Annotated in this window: 10 protein-coding genes; 2 read left to right on the top strand and 8 right to left on the bottom strand. The window is 43.0% G+C overall.

The genetic code is table 11. The features are described from left to right. Positions 1–116: 116 nt before the first annotated feature. Together RID53_RS31440 and RID53_RS31435 are read right to left on the bottom strand one after the other, a co-directional pair. Positions 117–560, bottom strand: coding sequence for a retroviral-like aspartic protease family protein (locus RID53_RS31440; RefSeq protein ID WP_446391840.1), 444 nt, complete (start codon positions 558–560; stop codon positions 117–119). A 417-nt stretch (positions 561–977) separates the two neighbouring features. Beyond that, positions 978–1,376 carry a DoxX family protein gene (locus RID53_RS31435; protein WP_446391839.1) on the bottom strand — a complete coding sequence of 133 codons (399 nt, stop codon included), beginning with the start codon at positions 1,374–1,376 and terminating at the stop codon, positions 978–980. 273 nt (positions 1,377–1,649) lie between these two features. On the opposite strand from RID53_RS31435, the gene RID53_RS31430 reads away from it, so the two are divergent. After that, on the top strand, positions 1,650–2,369 hold the full coding sequence (locus RID53_RS31430; protein WP_446391838.1) for a response regulator transcription factor: 720 nt from the start codon (positions 1,650–1,652) through the stop codon (positions 2,367–2,369). 72 nt (positions 2,370–2,441) lie between these two features. Here RID53_RS31430 and RID53_RS31425 read toward each other — a convergent pair whose 3' ends face one another. The 5 genes from RID53_RS31425 to RID53_RS31405 all read right to left on the bottom strand — a co-directional run bounded on the left by RID53_RS31425 (position 2,442) and on the right by RID53_RS31405 (position 13,608). After that, positions 2,442–2,984: a phospholipase D family protein gene (locus tag RID53_RS31425; RefSeq protein WP_446391837.1), complete on the bottom strand. Its 543-nt coding sequence runs from the start codon at positions 2,982–2,984 to the stop codon at positions 2,442–2,444. An 8-nt stretch (positions 2,985–2,992) separates the two neighbouring features. Next, complete coding sequence (locus RID53_RS31420; RefSeq protein WP_446391836.1) at positions 2,993–4,879, bottom strand: hypothetical protein; 1,887 nt, start codon at positions 4,877–4,879, stop codon at positions 2,993–2,995. 13 nt (positions 4,880–4,892) lie between these two features. Then, on the bottom strand, positions 4,893–8,567 hold the full coding sequence (locus RID53_RS31415) for a helicase-related protein (protein WP_446391835.1): 3,675 nt from the start codon (positions 8,565–8,567) through the stop codon (positions 4,893–4,895). 2 nt (positions 8,568–8,569) lie between these two features. Next, positions 8,570–11,128: a DrmE family protein gene (locus RID53_RS31410; protein WP_446391834.1), complete on the bottom strand. Its 2,559-nt coding sequence runs from the start codon at positions 11,126–11,128 to the stop codon at positions 8,570–8,572. 161 nt (positions 11,129–11,289) lie between these two features. Next, positions 11,290–13,608, bottom strand: coding sequence for a GNAT family N-acetyltransferase (locus RID53_RS31405; protein ID WP_446391833.1), 2,319 nt, complete (start codon positions 13,606–13,608; stop codon positions 11,290–11,292). A 457-nt stretch (positions 13,609–14,065) separates the two neighbouring features. On the opposite strand from RID53_RS31405, the gene RID53_RS31400 reads away from it, so the two are divergent. Continuing rightward, positions 14,066–14,332, top strand: a complete 267-nt coding sequence (locus RID53_RS31400; protein WP_044204786.1) for a hypothetical protein — start codon at positions 14,066–14,068, stop codon at positions 14,330–14,332. Positions 14,333–14,458: 126 nt separating this feature from the next. On the opposite strand, the gene RID53_RS31395 is transcribed toward RID53_RS31400, so the two are convergent. Continuing rightward, positions 14,459–15,055: leucine-rich repeat domain-containing protein (locus RID53_RS31395; RefSeq protein WP_446391832.1), on the bottom strand; the 597-nt coding region annotated here is incomplete at its 5' end.

Raw genomic sequence — 15,055 nt, 5'->3', positions numbered from 1 at the left:
CATTGGTCATTTGTCATTGGTCATTGGTCAAGGTTTTAGAATCCTTAAGTAGGTTAGGTTGAGCGAAGTCGAAACCCAACTGATGTTTTCCAGCTTCTTCCATTAATTATAGATTCCTACAAAATCGTCAAATAGGTATCTGTTGGACTGATGGGTAACGGCTTCAAGGTTTGATTTTGCACATCTATGTCTAACCCCAATGCTTCCAACGGTATCACGCCCAAAAGCGCGTCTGCACCACCAGGTAATTCCAAACACTCAAAGGTTCCTTCTCTACCAAAGATAGATAGGGTAGCATCTCGAAAAATTCGGGCTTTGCCAATACCCATGGCTGTCGCGACATCAACTTCTTTGAGGATTTTTAGTCCCAGTGAAGCAATTGCATCAGATGGCAAACACAAAGTCGTAGCTCCTGTGTCTACCAATACATTTTCCAGCGTGAGTGACCGAATTTGTTCAGGTGAAATTGTTCCATCTTCTGCCCGAATTTGGTCAGCTCGGTTAATAATTGTCAATTGGGTGAAAACTTTTCCCATTGTGTTTTGGCTTTGGATTGGCATAATTGTCTTCTCCTGAAAATTCGGAGGTATTTCCTCCATACATAGTAACGGATATTGAAGTGCGATCGCGGATTTTTTCTCATCAGTTAATTACCAATAATCTGTCATACATTTAAATTTGGTCTGAGTAGCGATAAATTTGGTATGAGTAGCGAGCAAGATGCAAAGCCTGCGGCATGGCTTCGCTAAACGCATTACAAGAAATTCGCCATTATTTTATTAAGATTGAAATGCTGAACAGCTTGCACCTCCTTTCTATTCCTCAGTTTATGCTAATCAAATGACCAAACTAAGTAGGTTGGTGGAAATAAACTCAACCTTATGAAGTTATGTTAAAAAACATCAAACCCTTACAAAGGACGAATGACGAAGGACGAATGACGATCTCCACCGTTAACTTTAATTGTTCCCACCTACTTATTTCGCCGACTGCATAGAAGAGGATTCGCTGCGTTCATCCAAACTAATTTCACCTGCACCAAATGCAACAACCATCAACAATCCGCCCATTAAGCCTAAGTTCTTGAAAAAGGCATTTTCTTCTTCAGGAAACTGGGTGTGAAAAATCAAGGTAGCGGGAATTAAAAAGCCAATCAATAATAAGGCTCCCAAACGGGCTTTGTAACCGAATAAAACCGAGAGTCCACCACCCACTAATACAAGGATAGTCGGAACGAGAACGATACCCGCCAAAGGAATTCCGCTAGCAGCCATATACTCTTGAGTGCCAGCGAAACCGAAAATTTTACTAATCCCCGACTTGATAAAAATAACGGAGAGAAAAATCCGAGCAACTAAAGGGAGGTACTTTTGCATAGCGGTTCCTGTGTTGATAGATAACTGTTCTACCCTTCAGGGTACAAGATTCTGAAAGTCTAGAGACGCCTAGCCTAAGGGTAGCAGTTACGGGAGTGCGATCGCGCTTTGACTTCCAGGGTACGCTAAGATGCATGGCAATGCCTGATTTCCCTTTAGACACCAAAACCCTCGACATACCGTAGGGTGGGTTGAGCGAAGTCGAAACCCACCAGCCCTCAGTCAGCACCATTCATCCTCAGATAAGTACCTGGACATAAATTCTGATTGATAATGAATAAAATTAGAGTCGTTTTAATTGAAGACCATGAACTCACTCGTATAGGCTTCCGAACCGCTTTACAAGAGAGTCATGAAATTGAATGGGTAGGTGAAGCTGCCAATGGTGCTGATGGGTTAAGCTTACTGGAACGGGTTCAACCCGATATTGGAATTGTTGACATTGGACTTCCTGACATGGATGGCATCGAGTTAACTCGACGCTTTCAAACTATTAAAGCGAATCATCCCGATTGTTCGACAAAAATTTTAATCTTAACTTTACAGGAAAACGAAGAAGCAGTCATGGCAGCTTTAGCAGCCGGGGCGAATTCCTATTGCATGAAGACAATTAACTTTGAGCAGCTATTAAACGCGATTAAACTAACCCATCGTGGCAATGTTTGGCTTGACCCAGGAATTGCTAAAATTGTTCTAAAAAATACTAACTTGCTTCAGAGTCAACCAGAGATAGCCGCCGCCCAAGATATAGAACCCATTCAAGCGGCTCCTCGCGATTCCAAACAACTGATAGCTACTTGTCCTTTAACGGAACAGGAGTTAACGGTTTTACAGTTAATTATTGAGGGGTATGATAATAACCTGATTGCTAAACAGTTAGATATGTCAACGGAAAAAGTACAACACTATGTCCAAAATGTTTTAGATAAACTGCGTGGGGATGATCGCACTCAATCAGCAGTTCAAGCGTTTCGTTCTAGACTGATGGATTGAGTGGTAGGAAAAAGGCTGTATCTGATTTTAGTCCAGCCAACTCAAAATTAAAAATATCTATACTTAAATTACTCACCATACAGACACAAACATCTCAATTTCAACAGAATACCTCCAAAACTCATCAATTTGCTGTGCTACATCACCTTGTACAAGCAATCCCATTTCAAGGTGTTCAGACAATCCGGGACCTGTCAAATTGGCACTGCCAACATAAGCCCTTTCGCCGTCAGCTATACAAAATTTTGCATGGGAACCAAGGCGATACTCATCTGTTATGTTCGCCTTGGGTTGGAATAACCTCAAGTTCCCCCGAACATCTTTCCGCAGTGAATCCATATCTAGAGTTTGCAGGCTCCGTCCAGTGCTAACAACATCGATATTGACACCGCGTTGGAGGGCAGCTCTTAGAGCGTCCGCCAATGCTCCCCTTGATAAACCATATCCCGCTTGCATGAAAGGTGCTGCAATTACTACGTACTTTTTTGCCTGAGCCAGCAGTTGCGTCAGTACACCCAGCGTCATTCGGCAACGCATCCGATACGCTAAGGCAGCTCCGTAAGGTTCAGGTGCAGTGATGACCAGTTGAACTTGAGGCTCAAAATTACTTGCCATTGAGTAGTTTAAGACAAAGAGGGATCAAAATAGCCTGTGATGTTTTGTCTAAATTTGGGATCATAACCGCCAAAAAGAAAAGAACGACCCAGATTCAGATTAAAGAAACGACAACTCGTTTCAGCCAAGTGGGTGCAAGCATGGCAACTAGCTTCTCGTTCACGGCACACTGGGTCATAGACACAGCGACGTGCATCTCGCACAGCGTTTAACCACTCTGTTAGAGACTGCTCAAATAGAGCTGTTAAAGCACCAATTGTCGCACCAAAGCGGTGGTTACAGTAAATCGCGAATGTTAGTGTACGGGGTAATAGGTACTCTGATAAGCTTGTTTGGTCAAGCCCACAGAGCAATGCTGCTTGTCGAACACAGAGATGGCTGAGAGTATGCAACAGACCAAATACCATCCGTGCTTGGGGACGAGTAGCATCCAAGGTTTGGCGCAGGGGTGCATCTTCAAATAACTGCACGAAATAGGAACGACGGGCAAGAGTAGAGTCACTTCCGTTTGGAATGTTTTGTGGCTGAAAGCCGTTGCGCTCAAGCCAAGCGTGGACACGCTCTGGATTCAAGCTCAAGAGCAAGGCATCAGCTTGAACCTGATCAACGTAGATAGGAAACTTGCCGCCATAGTCTCGCTGTGGTGGAAATGGATTAAGCTGACACTGAATCGGATCTGCTGGATTTCTCCTTGGTGCAGACTCAACGCGACTATAGCCATAGGTGGCTACAATCATCGGAAAGTCCGTTACTAGGGCTAACTGCGATAGCCCCATGCGTTGGGCAAGCTGTACCGTCGATTCGGAGGAAGACTGATCAAATAAGTTACGGGGATTTCCTATCTCTAAAGGCATTAAAGCCTCTAGCATTTCTTGTCCCGCCTGTTGCCAAGTAGCTATGGATACTCCTGTTCTTTGCTCTAGTTGCTGGGCAATAGCTACAGGTGAGTTTTGCTGCTGTTCTTGTCGTCGCTGTTGTCGCAAGGCTTCCATTTGCGCTACCATCTGCTCTGCTGTCAATTCACCACTAGCTTGTCGCCGCATCAGCTCATCCAAATCTGCTCCAGAAAGTCCTGGATCTGATGCTGGTTCTTGACTAGAGGTTGATTGATTGAAATCGTTTAAAGAGCGGTTAGCTACTTCCGGTAGACCGAAAAATTTGGCGGCGGCGATCGCAGACCACTCTTGAAGATTGAAAAATCCTTCCAACTGTCGATTCGGGATATTGAGTAGGGTAGTAGTGTGAGCGTAGAAAGTACGCCCAGCTCGATGGACTTCAATACTCATATTCTGCATCCTATTCTCCCCTGACCACTGCTGACATGCTCTACAAGAGCCAGAGAAGAGTGTCCGTTTCGTACCACATTGACGGCAAATCCATCGAAAATTTGAAATTCGTTCACTACGACGAGTATCTAGAGCCATGTAGTTGGATGTATGGCATCGCTGGCAAAACGGGGGAGATAACTCTTTCAACTCACCGCAGCGGTGTATTTTCACAAAGCGCAGTTGAACTAGCTTTCCTGTCCGACAAGTCCGACAAGTTGCTCCCGGTAATTCGTCGCTGTTACTGTAGTCAAAGACTCGTCCACAACTGCGGTTGTCACACCAAAAGACTTTTGGGAACAGCTCTGCTTCTACGTTCTTCGGCTCCAATAATACAAATCGACTTGGATCGCTTAAAATCCTATCTGTTAAAGCTTGGCGAAACTCCTGCGGCCAAGGTCGTGCTTCTGCGGCTATTCTCTGGAGTAGTATCTCAATATTCAAATCATTGTTCTGAAGACCTCGAATACTTTTCACACGGGCGATTGTACCACCCTCAAAATCAAAAGTTCTACCAGGGAGGTAGTTGAATAGCACTTGCTGCTTTCCTCGATTCATTTTACGTCCCATAAGCTTTCTCCAATTAGCGGTTGCCAGAGCGTGTAGCCCATTGAGTCCCCGTACTATCTAATTCGATAGGAATTGCCTCATCGACATCCCGTAAGCTAGTCATAGGTTTGGGAATGAGAACTCCAGAAACAAATTTTTCACCCGATCCAGCTCCGAGAATCTGATCCAAAAACTGTTGTACTTGTAGCCTGATTTGATTGCGAAAAGCTTGTTCGTTGACTCTATTACCACCTGCAACACGATAGGCTTGCTCTAAAATGGGAACAAAATTGTTTTCATTTAAGCTGCCTTCAGTAATTTTTTGTTTCACAAAATCCAACATATAGTAACGGTTGGGGTTACTTTCACCGGAGCGATTAGCAATAAGCTGTAACAACATTGCCATAAACAGTCCTGGTAGTGTGCGATCAATGCTGAATTTTGCCCAACGGTTGATAGCAACTGGCTCTACCAGTTGACCGAGAAATTCATGGAACTTTGAAAAGTAGGTATAGTGGCTTTGATCTCGTTCTCGTGCTGGATGTAGGCAGTTAAAAACTATTCCCACATGGGAACGTCCAACACGGCTAGATGCTTGGATATATTCAGCATTCTGCCGTGGCATTCCATAGAAAATCATGGCGTTAAAACGATCTACATCGACACCGTGACTAATCATACTCGTTGCCAGAACAGCATCAGCACCTGGGTTTGAGCGATTTTGTCGTTCTAGCCTTTCTAAAATACTCGTCACTTCATCAGTGCTAGTTCCGCCAGTTAATTGAGGCATTTCCAGAATTTGGAAGCCATCCCTCTGTAAGTTGGGATTTACATCTCCTTCTAAGTCAGTGCGGATTGAGTCTAATTCTCGATTAGCGAGGAAGTAGGTAAGAGAAGTGATGTACAGATCTAATAACTCGTGCCAGTCTTGGGTTCCAGGATCTATATTGCCGCCGTAGGGATTAGGTGTACCGGAGGAAAGGCGTTCTAAATTTTGTACCTCACGGTGATATAACTCAATTAGCTCTAAAATCGTATTGAAGATGGTTTTGTTATGGGGAATGATGCCTACAAATATTCTCTGCGGGTAATCCAGTGTTTGAGCATAAAATGATTCTCCAAGCGTCGGACCCAAACCAGGAAATACACGAGCTTGATTCTCATGCCGTCCGTAAAGGTGTTTAACTTGCCTTCTAAATGCTTCGATAGTTGCTGAGGAAGCAATCACTTTCAGGGGAGGAGCATTTCTGTCAAATTCTTGTTGAAGCTGTTGGGTAAAGGTTTCATAGTGACCGTCAAATGTTCCTAATCCCTCTTTGAGCAGATGCAGCTCGTCTTGTACAAATAGCGTAGGACTAGATAAGCCACGGGGTCTTCTCGGTTGTAAAAGTTGCCCACCTGAGCATTCTTTTTGACAACATTTACCTTTATAATAACCGTGTTGGGTACATCGTCCGTCTATTTGTCCAAATACTTGTGATAGCTTGCGCTGATTTCCCAAACTAGCAAGTTTGTCAATCGTTCCGACAATTACACTGGGCAGGTAGCGGTAAATTTCATTGTCTATAACATAAATGGGAATCTCCCCATTTGGGAAAGCGCAGGTTGGTTCAGTACAGCGATGGATGACACGCACTGTCTTGGGGACAAAATCTACATGCACCCTTGCTGTGCGGCAGTGGGGGCAAGAAATCACTCGCTTCCAGCGTTGACGTGCATTTGCGTCACTGGCTTGACTCCAGTTCACAGAGTCTTTTGCATTGGCATAACGGTAGCTGGGATTTACAAGTTCGTTAGGAGTAGCTTCAGCCCCGACCAAGTAACCAACAGCAAATCCATCTACACCTCGATCACTCAAGCGTTGGTCTTGTTGTTCTCGCCGCACTAAGTCAGCAACACCAATTACATCAGCCATGCGTTGGGTCTGCTGTAGGGTTAATAGACGCAATGGGAATCGTGTCCAGGCTGTAACTCCGGCAGCTTTACCTCGCAAACGGTCAAAGAAGCAATGAAAAACTATCGTGCCAAGGTAAGCTTCCGTTTTACCACCGCCAGTAGGGAAGTAGATAATGTCTACCATTTCCCGTTCACTAGCATCTGGGCTATTGGGATGGGCTAAAGCGGCAATACTAGGAATTTGGCTGACTAGAAAAACAATCTGGAATAAACGCCAGCTATCCTTACGTTTGCGCCTGTCAGGGTGAGCGCCCAAGCGTCGGAAGGTCTCGTTAGTTAATTTAAAAGCAAGGAGTACATTTGGGTCATCTCGGATGAGTTCATAGCCACGGCTAAATTGGCTGATTTCTTGCTCAAATTGTTGGAGATCGCGGTCAAACTCACTTCCAAATTCAGCTTCCCAATTAGGGTCGCTACTGACATATCTTTGCCGTTCCTGAAACCATTCCTGTCGGTACGCCTCCATTGCATTGAGAATAGCCTCTAACCTTGGTAAGGGATTTTGGTAAAGGTCTTCAAAGCGAGCTTGTGGTTGAGTTTGCGTAACATACCGCATCTGGCGGTAAATTGGCGTGTGAGTCGTCGAGAATGTATTTGCCCACTTCTCCCTGCGCTCTACGGCACAGTTAAACCCCCGACCCCACAAATCTCGGTCATACCGAAAACCACGGGGAGCTAACTCTAATTCAAAAGGCAATACAGTAGCGTTTTGAAACTGGAATAGAGTGCGTGCATCAAATAAGAACGCTTCAATATTCGGGTTATCTGGTGCTGGAGGAGGTGGAGCTTGTCTAGGTGAAGCGTTCACAAACTCTATTGAAACTACTTGGTCAGCTAAATCGGTTTCATCGTTCGGACGCACTTCTGAGCTAACTTCCCAACGCCACTCAGGTACTACGTCTGTTTGGAGTGACTGGATAAAGGCATTGTAGTCTGCCTCAGAAACTAAGGCAGTCTCAGGAACATTGACTTGAGCATCAGTAACACCAGCAGTGCGGAGGCGTTCGGGATCATTTAAAGCTACTTCCTGTACTCGCCTAGTTTCTTCATCCAATGCAGCTTTTAAGTTACTATGATCGGCACTCCACTCGCTAGTAGTATTGCGACGTAGAGTCACTATTCCTATAGTTTGGCAGTCAATCTTGCGAAATCGAATAAATAATCTATCTTTTGGAGTTCTTCCGCGACGACGATCGCGTTGAGACTCAGTTACTTCTGGCGACTCTATCTCAGCAAGTCGTTCTTCTTTTTCCCTCTCAGCTTCTATTGTGCTATCTTCTTCGCTAGGTTCTTCCTGATCTGTTGTAGATTGGCTATCTGAAGCAGCCTGAACAGGATCGGCTGTCTCTGTTCCTCGAATATTATTGTCAGCTTTGACTGTCTCCGCCTTTTTCTCTGATGGTTCAGTCTGTTGCTGATGCGATCGCTGCTGATCCAGAGTTGGGAAAACCCTGTAGTAGCAAGCCCATCTGACCTTAACCTTAACAGTTATTTCTACTTCATCGCTCTCAGGCTGAAAGCGAAACTCAGCACCAAAAGCGACAGGAGCTAATTTATTAATCAGCTCTCTCAGATGTCCCGCATCCTGCTCTTGTTCCTCGTTATCTTCTGGTCGAGGTCTTAGATTACCGATAAAATACACATCATGAGGATAGTTCCTAATACACTCGTTCTCACTGCGACCAGAAGCGCGATCGCGGACTCGCTCACATAAGTATTCTGCTAGTGCTGTTTCTTCCGTTGGATTAGCCATTTTTAAATATTCCTCTCAAATTTCCCTAAACTGTCACGTAAAAATAAACCTTTAATAATCTGTACCTCCTCAACCCGCAAAATTAGCAGCGAATTTCTGAAGTCACTAAAAGTTAAACCCAATTCAGCATCAATTAAGTCTCTGTCGTTTTTGCCAACCCAACCTGTAGCTTCCTGTTCTAACCAGCTATTTAAACGACGTGATAGCGCTCGGTGTAAACCTCGCAAACGCTTGGCAGCTTGGAAAATTCTGCGGTAGTAAGAACGCACAAAGTCCATGTCAAGCAATTCTGCTAAACGATAAAGGTCGTCAGGGTCATCGGGACATAGTGTATTACCCCAGAGCCACTGACGCAGCGTAAAAGAGGAAGTGAGAGAGGTACCACGTTCTTGCATCTGGCAGAGCAACTCTTCCAAATTCCTGACTCCGTATTGCTGCCAACGCTTATAGGCTGCCATAAAATCTTCTTGCCAACGACGGATGAGTGCTAGATGTAACTCAATAGAGGGATGCCCATGTACACGCGAGATGATTAGGTCGTAGAGACTTTGCCGTCGCTGTCCAGGAATAGCGACAACGCGATCTCCAGGTTTTAGCGATCGCACATAACGTTCGTGAGTCTTATGACTGGATAAGCTCACCCCAATAATTTTAATAGTCTCATCTGGTGCAAAGCAAGTGTACCAACCTTGGTCAAAATGAACTTCCACAGCACTTTTACACCAAGATTCTGGCACTCCACCTGTAGGTTTGGCGATTCCGGTCTGAATTGAGCCAATAGTTATCAATTCATTTTCATCTATCTGTTCATCCAATTGCAATAAACGAGCAACCTCAGTCACTGGATCGTCTGGTTCCCAAAGTAGCTTCGCTCCTGAATATTTTGTTTGTTTGGCGCTAATTGCATCTAAACCGATGAGTTCATTGACTCTTATTCTAGATGGTATATTTGGCAGCTCTTTTGGTGCGACAATCCCACTAAGTTCACTCAAAACTGTTGTAATATTAGACAAATCAACAGTAAGCTTCTTTGACCACTCATCTGTTTGATAGGCTAGCGCAGACGTTTGGTGATGGTGGATCAATATATCAAGCTTTTTATGTAGCAATGTTGGCAAAAGCTTGTATCTTGCACTAAAATTGGGTAAACCCACTATTAGAGGATGCCAATCTAGCGTTTTATCTATGGTCATTGAGTTTTCAAACTTTTTTGTATCGTCTAACTCATTTTGCTGTCGCAATAGTTTGTTAAGTTCATCTAAACTGAAAATCCAGGTTCTAGCAAGGCGCAGATCTTCTTCTGTTCGGTCATTAAGTGCTAAGAGGGTCAATAAAAATAGTTGCTTTCTAGCTTTGCTAGTAAAAGTTATTATCCGTGCTTCTCCTGTTGCAGGTTCTTCCTCTAAAAGGTTACATAAAGCAGACCACATAGGTGAACCATTAGTTTGAATCTGCTCGCTAGCCACCTCCAGTAAAGCATTGATCTCTTCCAGCTTGATTGCTATCTCAGGATAACTTTTGTAACAGGCATTCCGGAACTGTTCACAATCATTTTGCAATTGTTCAAAAGACTTCATACCCCAAAAAATCTTTGATTCTGACTCGTAGAATTCAAATGGTATTGCCAAGGACTCTAGCGATCGCAGGTACTGCCAATGAAGTCTTAATGTATCTTTATCCAAACGTCCAGATAAGCCGCGAGTGCAGGAAGCTAGTCGATAGTTCACCCTTTGGAAATAAACTGACAATGAATGAGCTTGTGTACCTTCCAAAACAAAAGGTTGAATTTCAGTAGTTGTGCTTTCTTGTAAGCTGTTTTTTATACTTTCCTGTATTTGAGCCGTGAAACCCTGCTTTAAAGATAGTTTAGTTGACCACTTAAACAGGCGACTATATCTAGAAAAATCTACTAAACACCGTGACAGAGGGTTTTGACTCCAAGCGATAACTGGTATGTTCTTTTGAGCTGCGTTTTGTAACAGCGGTAACAACCAGTGAAATTTTTCTGTATCGCCGCAGTCAATAGCAATCCACTCAGGTCGATACTGCTCCAGAACTGCTATCGGATCAACGGGTGCATAGACCGTCACAACTTCCGGCAAATTAAATTTCTGAGATTTTATCTTACTCGGCATTATACGGATAGCATTGCGCCGTCCTAAATACTCTTGTGGAAACAAATCAGCCAAATTTTTGCCCCTGTCCCCAATTTTAACTTGCCGAAGCTGCTCTCGAATGCCTACTGTAGAGCTAAAGTAAACCACTCGCAAACTATGCTGAGTATTTTTATCAGTAAGCTGTTGCCGAGAGTCTCGGCAGTAGCGAATCAAGGCGGTGGCAAACAGAAGGGCGGCTCTGTAGCGCTGGAAATCAGGAAGTACAATAAACAAGCCTTCACGTCTGCGAATTGCAGCGCTCACTAAACGGGTATTGTATTTATCTATGTCATCTACTGCCAGATCGGTGAATCTTAACCGTCTCCGATTCCAGAATTTCCGGAAAATATCATCTTCACATCCTGACAGTGAAGCTAAGGCTTCTGCTACCCATGACCAGAACATCTTGTTAACTGATAAATATGAGGATTTAGTTGTAGAATTCCCTCCTATATTTTCAATGTAACAGCCTAGAATTGGTGGGAGCTGGTAATTTAACCCTGTAACCTAGACAGAGTAATAGTTCCAGGATTTTTGAATCAGTAATTTTAAAATAACCCTGCTGCTCAGGAATCTCGAATACCACACCGCGCATCGAAGGACACAATCGTTACCCAGCTATTATCGCTCAGATTCGGATAATGTTTCAGCAGTGCAATTTTCAGTTCGCTCAAATTCCTAAAGCCATCCTTGTGAGCATTTTCCTCAGTCAGGGATTTGAAGCGTGTTGACTTAACCTGCGTAACGTTTACAGGCACAACGTCTGTTCTGCTAGTCAACAGAAGCAGTCCTTTACTAATCGATGGGCGACCTCGGCGAATAGTAGTGCATTTCCGCCCCGAACGGATCGCTGGGAGATATTTAGTAGATATGCTGAGAGTCTGTGCAGCACTTTTGCGATGATGACTTGGAAAAGAACGAACGAATTCGGTTCCAGACATGACTCGATGCTCCCAAGCAGTAGTCAAATGAACAACTTTATCAGGGCAAAGTGCTGCTGCAAATATTGCTGGTTGCGACGAGGCAACAATCAGTACAGCTTTTAACTGTCGCGCAATCCGCTGTAAGCGGTCAGCGACAACATTTGCAGTAACGGCATCCATATTGGCACAGAACTCATCAGCAATCCAGACGTTGTAACCCCCACTGATGAGTAAGGCGAGATTAGCTCGGTACTGCTGACCGTTACTTAATTCATCAAAACGCTTGAGATACACAAATGCATCAGATAGACCGACAAGTCCCATTAAATGAAGGGTAGCCTGGATATCTTGTTTGCCTAGCAGCTCAATCACCGCTTTTTGAGAGCGAACAGGTTGAAAAATGCCAGGACAGTAGTTGTCTGGAAAGTGAACATCTCCTGCCAATTCTTGATGTTTTCCCTCTGACAAAAGATTCAGAAGAGTAGTCTTGCCACAACCTGAAGGTCCTGTTATTAGAAGAACCTCTCCCGGACTGATATTTACAGATAGATCTCGTATAACTGTGTGAGATATGTCATCAGGCGAGATACTAAATGCTTGTTGAATTGCATGAGTTTGCTGTGTACGGCGCACGCGGGATTGGTAAGTTAGGGATATTTTATGCAAAAATATTTCCTCTTGAATAGGTTCTAGTTTTATTGACGGAAAAATATAGTTGTTTTGAGGAGCAATTTCGGCAACCCGTTGCTGTAGAAAAAATTCTGCTTCTGGAATTAATCCCTGTAAGTAAGTTGGTTTAGGAAGACTAACAATCTCATGAAAAATATTAAAGTCTTTTAATACAGATTTATGGGATAAATCCTCTAGACGACCTATAAATTCTTCCAAACACCAACCCCTTTTTTTTATTAGATTAGCGGCTCGTTTCATACGGGATACTTGCTGATCTACAATTCCCAATGAATTTTCTTTATTGACAATTTCACCGTTTTGCACTCTCTCCTGATTTTTTAGCAAATAAGCCATATCTTTAGCTACTCGCTTGAGATTACCCTCCGTTTCACCGATAAAAGTCATGCCAGCTTTCTTCGCAAAGGGTACGAATTTCAGCATATCCGCCGAAATTTCCATAAAGTAAGGTTTTAATCCTGCTATTTGCCAGTGATGGCGAGCAAACTCTGCTGCATGTTTGACTAATAGTTGTCCTAAACCCAAACCGCGAAACTCTGGATAAATCACACAACGGGCGATGCGAACGATTATGTGAATAGAGTTACGTGCAGCAGTCTTATCCCAAGCTTCCCAGGAAATACATTGAGTTTGAAATGGGGCATTTAAAATAGCTCGACGAGGTTTGTTCATATAAAATGAACTGGTAAGTTCAATGTAACCGATAACCTTTGAGTAAATTGGATGAAAGTTGCGAATAATTAGTGGTGCTGTCCTACCATACAGTGTACGGCTCCGATAGTGAAACTGAGTCAGTGCTTGGTAAGCCGTTAACTCTTCGGGTTCAGTAATTTCCTTGATTAAAAACTCTAAGTCCAAACCACCCACCTGTAATTGCTCCCGTGCGGCATAATATGGAAAAATTTTAGCTGAACCATTTTTACACAGAACCCAGGCACTATCTTCCGTAAGCTCTACCCAATCATCTTTAGCCACACAAGCAGAACGAGCAACTAAGAGAGTCGTTGTATCATCATCAAAACGTACCTCTTTGAGATGCTGACGTTGTACAATAGCTTTAACTATTCGCTTTCGATTAGATTGAGAATGCTGATTCAAGTGTATTTTGTCTCGCCATTGATCAATGTCCTTTTTACTAAATTTCCAGCGTCCTTCTACCTTCTGTCCAGGAATATCTCCCCTCTTAACAAGTTTATAGAGCCAATGTTTGGATTCTCCTAAATATTCCGCTACTTCTCTCAAGCTCATATCATCGGCTACTTTTTTTATCATTTTCCGCATTGGTATAGTCAATTAGCAAATTAATTTATGCAAAGAAATAATTGTATGCTTATATATGTTTAATAACATCAAAACTTCTTAACAATTTAAATAAACACATTTTTTACTTATGTTTAATCCTTTAGATAAATACTTATTCAAGCCTTATATCAAAAAACATCTATAATTACTTTGATTATTGCAGTTCAATGTTTGGATAAAAACACAATTTAATTATAGCAAACTATAAATATTCATTCAAGTATTTTATTTCTGGTTATACATAACACAATAAACCTCAATGTGCAATTAATTACACAAGCCAAGTTGAATTTTAATATTTTTGTATTATTACCTAACTAACAATGGCAGATGGGACTGGCGTAAGAATAAAATAGGATTGTCGGAAATCTGTCTGTATACTCTGTAAGGTTAGAATTGAGATTATATAATGCATTCTGATTCAAGTATGGCAAAGCAGAAACAACCCCTCACCGGAAAAGCACTGATCAAAGAAGTCTGTCGGCGGATTCGGGTTGCCCGTAGCTACTGGGATGCTCACAATAATCCTGCCTGTCGCCGAGAACGCGATCGCGCTTTAGCACTTTATAATACCCTAACCAAAGAACAAAAAGAACAGATTCCCCAAGTGTTGCGAGTGTGGCTTCGCTACCGCAGTGAAAAATACTTTGGCGCACACCGAACACCGCCGAAGTCGAAACGAAAGTCAAAATAATACCCTTGGGGCTTTCATTCTAGCTTGCTCTTTCAATATCGAACTCAGGTGACTTCTGACTTGTCAGATTGAAACAGGTTCTTTGTATCCTCTGTTTGACCGGAATAGCATAATTATTGGTTATGATCAGAACTCGCAAACACTTGGAGGATTGACTGGACAAGTTTGCTGTGCTATGGGATTATTTTCAAGGGAAAGCCAAATCAGATAAGTAAGTCTAGACAGAGGACTAATATCTTTTATTTGGTTTTTGTCGAGGTTAAGCCAAGCCAGATTAGCAAGTCCAGAGAGAGGACTTACATCTTCTATTTGGTTTTTGCTCAGAGAAAGCCAAGCCAGATTAGCAAGTCCAGAGAGAGGACTGATATCCTTTATTTGGTTTTCGTTGAGGAAAAGCAAAGTCAGATTGGTAAATCCAGAGAGAGGACTGACATCTTTTATTTGGTTTTCGCTTAGGAAAAGGCTATTCAGATTGGTAAGTCCAGAGAGAGGACTGATATCCTTTATTTGGTTTTCGCTTAGGGAAAGCCTCCTCAGATTGGTAAATCCAGAGAGAGGAGTTACATCTTTTATTTGGTTTCCGTTTAGGGAAAGCTCAGTGCGACTCGATAGTTCAACTGAGGCTTGTTCACAATCACTTGTACCTGCTTTTTCCAACAGCACCTCCACTGTTTTTTGAGCCTCATCTGACAAGCTCTCACGCCATAGACACCACTGTTTAAA

Origin of the sequence: Coleofasciculus sp. B1-GNL1-01, from assembly GCF_040220235.1 — a bacterium.
Taxonomy (GTDB): Bacteria; Cyanobacteriota; Cyanobacteriia; order Cyanobacteriales; family Coleofasciculaceae; genus Coleofasciculus.
The sequence above is the reverse complement of the archived record's forward strand: the minus strand, read 5'-3'. Positions and strand labels throughout refer to the sequence as shown.

What these genes read in the sequence shown, in the direction of transcription:
- RID53_RS31440 (WP_446391840.1), bottom strand. Translation starts at nt 560, where the DNA reads ATGCCAATCCAAAGCCAAAACACAATGGGAAAAGTTTTCACCCAATTG.
- RID53_RS31435 (WP_446391839.1), bottom strand. Translation starts at nt 1,376, where the DNA reads ATGCAAAAGTACCTCCCTTTAGTTGCTCGGATTTTTCTCTCCGTTATT.
- RID53_RS31430 (WP_446391838.1), top strand. Translation starts at nt 1,650, where the DNA reads ATGAATAAAATTAGAGTCGTTTTAATTGAAGACCATGAACTCACTCGT.
- RID53_RS31425 (WP_446391837.1), bottom strand. Translation starts at nt 2,984, where the DNA reads ATGGCAAGTAATTTTGAGCCTCAAGTTCAACTGGTCATCACTGCACCT.
- RID53_RS31420 (WP_446391836.1), bottom strand. Translation starts at nt 4,879, where the DNA reads ATGGGACGTAAAATGAATCGAGGAAAGCAGCAAGTGCTATTCAACTAC.
- RID53_RS31415 (WP_446391835.1), bottom strand. Translation starts at nt 8,567, where the DNA reads ATGGCTAATCCAACGGAAGAAACAGCACTAGCAGAATACTTATGTGAG.
- RID53_RS31410 (WP_446391834.1), bottom strand. Translation starts at nt 11,128, where the DNA reads ATGTTCTGGTCATGGGTAGCAGAAGCCTTAGCTTCACTGTCAGGATGT.
- RID53_RS31405 (WP_446391833.1), bottom strand. Translation starts at nt 13,608, where the DNA reads ATGATAAAAAAAGTAGCCGATGATATGAGCTTGAGAGAAGTAGCGGAA.
- RID53_RS31400 (WP_044204786.1), top strand. Translation starts at nt 14,066, where the DNA reads ATGGCAAAGCAGAAACAACCCCTCACCGGAAAAGCACTGATCAAAGAA.